This is a genomic window from Flavobacterium sp. AJR (genome assembly GCF_002156885.1).
Classification (GTDB): domain Bacteria; phylum Bacteroidota; class Bacteroidia; order Flavobacteriales; family Flavobacteriaceae; genus Flavobacterium.
The window spans coordinates 1-4,796 of record NZ_NCWQ01000156.1 but is presented as its reverse complement, the minus strand read 5'-3'; the positions used below and the strand labels follow the sequence as shown (position 1 = coordinate 4,796).

Sequence of the window (4,796 nt, the reverse complement as noted above, 5' to 3'; positions counted from 1 at the left end):
TCAATTGCAACCTTATCAATTATATATACATTTCTGTTTTTTTTAGAAATTGGAGTGCTAAATCTATTTTCGTGAATTATTACTTCGTCAATTTTAATAGTATCTTTTTGTACTTGAGCGTATAAACCAACACTCATAAAGGTTAATATAGCAAAATAAATCTTTGTCATTTGTTTTAATTTTTTGCAAAAGTAGTATCTTGCCGTACTACTAATGTGTACCAGTTTTATAAAAATGGATAGTCCGGTTCAAATTCCTTTCAAAAGTTTTATTCAGCTTAAGCCTGAAGAGTCTACTGCTATATATTTGCAGATCGTTTTTGAATTTATAAAAGCGATACAAATCGGATTACTTCCTGAAGGCACAAAACTTCCTGGAACTCGTATATTATGTAAATTATTGGAGGTTAATAGAAATACGCTTATTAAAGCTTTTCAGGATTTAGAATTACAAGGCTGGATTGAAATTTTGCCAAATAAAGGAACATTTATTTTATCTGAAAAAAAACAGAAAAACAAAGTCGAATTTACTCCGATTGAAGCTAAAAATGCTTCAAAAATAAGTGAACCTTTTACTTTTAAGCGTTCTACAATTCTAGAAAACCCGAAAGAAACCAGCACTTTACCCTACCAATTTAATGATGGTTTACCCGATTTACGATTGGTTCAAACAGATGTTCTTGCAAGGTTATATGTATCTAAATTAAAAAGAAAAAAGAACACAAAAACTTGGGAACAAATTCAAACACAATCTCATTTAAATTTTAAAACACAGTTCTCTAATTTTTTAAATCTGACTCGTGGTATACGTATTTCAACATCAAATTTACTCACAACTACTAGCCATGAAATCAGTTTATATCTGGTTACAAAATTACTGATTAGTCCTGGTGATAAAGTTGTTGTAGCTTCTCCGGGGTATTATATGTCGAATATGACATTATCTGATAGTGGTGCACAAATAATTACGATACCTGTTGATAAAGACGGAATCGATACGGGGCATCTAAGGCAGATTTGCGAAAAACAGAGTATCAGACTATTATATCTTACGTCTAATTATCATTATCCTACTACAACTTCTCTTAGTGTCAAAAGAAGAATGGAAGTGTTGGAATTGGCTAATAAATATGGGTTTGTGATTTTAGAAGATGATTATGATTTTGATTTCCATTATGATAACAATCCCGTATTGCCTTTGGCCGCCTTAGATTCTAATGAAAGAGTAGTTTACATTGGTTCATTTGGCAGATCTTTGCCAGCAGGTTTTGGTTATGGATTTATTGCTGCTCCATCAGAATTTATTAAGGAATTAGAAAAGCATCAAAACATCTTGGAACCTGAAATTGATGTTATCAAGGAACAGGTTTTAACCGAATGGATTATGGAAGGTGAAGTTCATCGTCTTTCAAAAAAAAATAAAAAAATCTATAAAGAGCGAAGAGATTATTTTGTTTCGTTATTAAAGGAAAAATTAGGAGAGAAAATTAAATTTCAAATTCCGCTTCGAGGTTTGGCAATTTGGGTGGAATGGCTCGATAATTTCAATCTGATAAAGTTGCAAAAGCAATGTATTATAAATGGATTATTCTTACCGAAAACAATTTTGTATCAAACAAAAAATCTAACCGCTACACGTTTAGGTTTCGGACATTTAGACGAAGCTGAAATGGAAAAGGCGGTTGCTATTTTAAGTAAATCTCTTGATGAAATTATTTAAATATTAGTCAAAAAAAAATATCCCATAAAGAAAGGCTTCCTTTGGGATATTTTTTTGATTAAAAAAGGGTTTTACGCTACTTCTTCTACTTTTAGGATTTCTAATTTCAAATCCCCTTTTTTAGCAGGCCATTCTACTAGATTACCTACTTTGTATCCTACCATTGCAATACCTTCATCAGAAAGAATTGAAATTTTGTTTTTGCTTACTTTTGTTTTCTCAGGACCTACAAACACAACTGTTTTTTCTTCGTTTGTTGCATGATCTTTATAGGTTACTTTTCTATTTACAGAAACAATATCTTCTGGTAAATCTCTTCTTAGTACCTGTGTTGCCTTTTTAAGTTCAAAAAGTAATAATTTTTCTTCTTCTATTGTTACTTTTTTTCTTCTTACGTGATCCTTAATTAAATCGTATATTCCTGTTGTTAAAATGATGTTTTGATTTGCTGACATAACTTTCTGTTTGCTCCATTCTCATAGGTATGATATATAACTCATCATTGAACTTTTTGTGGCTCTTGGTGTGTTTGAATTCAATGATATCAGAATCCTAAATAAAAATTGAAGATTAAATAAATGAGTTGCCTTAATAAAAGGGTCCCTGTCTAGAGTTTTGACAGGGCTTAATTAATAAACTCTTTAGAACTTTTTAAGAAAGTATCATCATGCAGATATAGTAACGTGCCCATAAGGCGCATCAAGCGATTATTTTTTAAATAAAAATTTGAAGTAGTCATTACTATATTTACTTTTAACTCTGCAAAGATAGCTATTTTTTTTGAAAGAAAAAAATTTCAAAAATAGAACTTTAATAATGTCAAATAAAATGAGGAGTCTCAAGGTCAGTTATATAGGTTTTTGTATTGCAAATACTTACCTATAAAAAGTTAGTGTTAACTTAAAGTTGACTTGAATCTCTTAAAACTAAAGTTTATAGCTTATTCCTGCCACTATTATTCCTTTGTATCCAAAACCTAGCTCCGCAAATGCTCCTAACTTCTTCCCTACTCTTAAACCAACCGGATTTACCTGAAAACCAAATGCAGTTGCATTATCTGTATAAGCATTGGTATTATCAATTTCTTTGGTTTGCATCATGATAATTCCAGCTGCAGCCGAACCGTAGAAATTTATAAAAGATGTACGAACATAACTGAATTCTATAGTGGGTAGTACCAAAAAATATTGCGCTCTACGCTTATTGTGCTCTATCCCACCAGAATTTGGAAGTTTTGTTTCAAACGATTTATCGGTTCTAAGATAACTTACATCGACCCCTATTTTTAATCTTTCAGTAATACGATTGCGATATCCTATTTCAAACATTCCAAGTGTGCTATCTTCTGCATTATCGATTTTGGCTCCGTTGATGCCAGAAATAATTGCATCACCAAAAGCATTCGAAATCCCTGTTCCCATAATAAGGAATGTTGCATCACTATAACCTACGCGAAATTCGTGTTTTTCATTTTCTTGTGCTTTTGCAATAAGTGTAAAAAATAGTAACCCTAAGATAATAATCGATTTTTTCATTTTAATTCAGTTCTAATTTATATGTTCTCTTAAGTAATTTTCTTTTTTGCAAATATAAAAACGTTTGCCTATAATGCAACTAAGTTGCATTATAAAAAGAAATTTAATTTTAATAGTTACAAATGTATTAGTCTAAAAAATGATTTTCGATGTAATTTATCATTGTCTTTTAGTATAAATTTATTATATAAGATAAAAAACTAGTTGCTATAAACAGAGTGTCATCAACTTGTATAAACAACAAAAGCCTGAACATTGTCAGGCTTTTGTTGTTATATATACTATAAGATTTACTTTGTAGTTCCGAACATCATTATCAATTTATCACCAAGATAAAAATTTAAAGTTTGCTCTGCCACATCAAAACGTAGCTCTTTATTATCTAAAAGAGAAAGTACTTTTTGTTCAATTTTAGATGTCTTTTCGTCAAGACATGCCATTCTGGTAGATCCTAAATTACCAAACTGAATTTGATCGTTACCTTTAAGTGTATATGTTCCGAAGAAGTTGTTACATCCAGAATTTCCGCTCACTTTTTTAGTAGTTGGATCAAATTTAATTGAAGCTCTTCCGTAATCCTGCCCTACATTTTCAAGCATGATTAATTTCCAATTGTTTTTAGCAATAAAACTCCAAACATCATTTTGTGTAGGAATAGTAAATTCCATAATGATTTTGTTTTTAGAGTTTTTAAACTGCACTTTATTTTTTTTCTGTACAATTTTAAACTTTTGATCTTGTATAGCTTTAGTAAACTCTTGCTCTAATTTCATGCTCGCTTCATCACAAGCCATTAAAGTTCCTATTGATGAACCAATTTGAATTTGATTTTTTGAAGCAAGTTTAGTGTATTTTGCACTAAATCTGTTACATCCGCTTTTTCCGCTAATTGTCCCTGTAGCTGAGTCGATTGTCAAATACACATTTCCTGTAGATATTGTTTTACCATTTAAGCGAGTTAATGTCATTTTAGTATCATAAATACCTTTAGCAGTTTTGGCAGCTGTTACAGGTGTTTTAGAGATAATACTTTTTAGTTTGTACGTATAAATAGATGCGTCCGCAGGAACAATTCCTTCACGTTTTGTTCTGATTACAGTAATCTCATATTTATTTCCTTTTTCAAAATTAAAACCTTCAATGCCATTATAAAAAAGTTGATAGTCTTTTTCATTGTCATATCTTACTTGTAAGCACTCCATAGGACCTACACCTTGACAAGGTACTTTATTCTCTTTTACAAACATTTTTAGGGTCTCTTGTCCATAAGTAAATGATGAAACTAGTGTTACCATCATCAAAACAAACATGCATTTTAAATTTTTCATTCTTTTTAAATTTTGTAATACTTCAATAAGTATTGATTATTCTATGTTTTGGTTCTTTTGCATTAACTGTGCCATTTTGAAATATTTTTAAGATTTTAAAATATTTTTAAGATTTTATGGAAATTAAAATGATGGCTAAGTTGTCTATCTGTTATAGGCAATATTTTGTTTTGTAGACACTTATAAATTTATTAAATAAATAGATTTGTGCTAA

General features: G+C 30.1%; 4 protein-coding genes. 1 reads left to right on the top strand and 3 read right to left on the bottom strand.

From position 1 onward, the window contains the following. Positions 1–234: 234 nt before the first annotated feature. Positions 235–1,719 carry a PLP-dependent aminotransferase family protein gene (locus tag B8T70_RS23020; RefSeq protein WP_086896380.1) on the top strand — a complete coding sequence of 495 codons (1,485 nt, stop codon included), beginning with the start codon at positions 235–237 and terminating at the stop codon, positions 1,717–1,719. A 71-nt stretch (positions 1,720–1,790) separates the two neighbouring features. Here B8T70_RS23020 and B8T70_RS23015 read toward each other — a convergent pair whose 3' ends face one another. The 3 genes from B8T70_RS23015 to B8T70_RS23005 form a co-directional block, all read right to left on the bottom strand. Next, positions 1,791–2,174: a GreA/GreB family elongation factor gene (locus B8T70_RS23015; RefSeq protein ID WP_039112096.1), complete on the bottom strand. Its 384-nt coding sequence runs from the start codon at positions 2,172–2,174 to the stop codon at positions 1,791–1,793. Between the two features lie 471 nt (positions 2,175–2,645). Further along, the gene (locus tag B8T70_RS23010; RefSeq protein WP_086896379.1) at positions 2,646–3,254 is read right to left on the bottom strand and encodes a hypothetical protein; all 609 of its coding nucleotides are present in this window, start codon (positions 3,252–3,254) and stop codon (positions 2,646–2,648) included. Positions 3,255–3,544: 290 nt separating this feature from the next. Beyond that, positions 3,545–4,582: an META domain-containing protein gene (locus B8T70_RS23005; RefSeq protein WP_086896378.1), complete on the bottom strand. Its 1,038-nt coding sequence runs from the start codon at positions 4,580–4,582 to the stop codon at positions 3,545–3,547. Between the last annotated feature and the right edge of the window lie 214 nt (positions 4,583–4,796).

Bases quoted from the DNA above. Each gene is read 5' to 3' on its own strand.
- B8T70_RS23015 (WP_039112096.1), bottom strand. From the start codon at position 2,174: ATGTCAGCAAATCAAAACATCATTTTAACAACAGGAATATACGATTTA.
- B8T70_RS23020 (WP_086896380.1), top strand. From the start codon at position 235: ATGGATAGTCCGGTTCAAATTCCTTTCAAAAGTTTTATTCAGCTTAAG.
- B8T70_RS23005 (WP_086896378.1), bottom strand. From the start codon at position 4,582: ATGAAAAATTTAAAATGCATGTTTGTTTTGATGATGGTAACACTAGTT.
- B8T70_RS23010 (WP_086896379.1), bottom strand. From the start codon at position 3,254: ATGAAAAAATCGATTATTATCTTAGGGTTACTATTTTTTACACTTATT.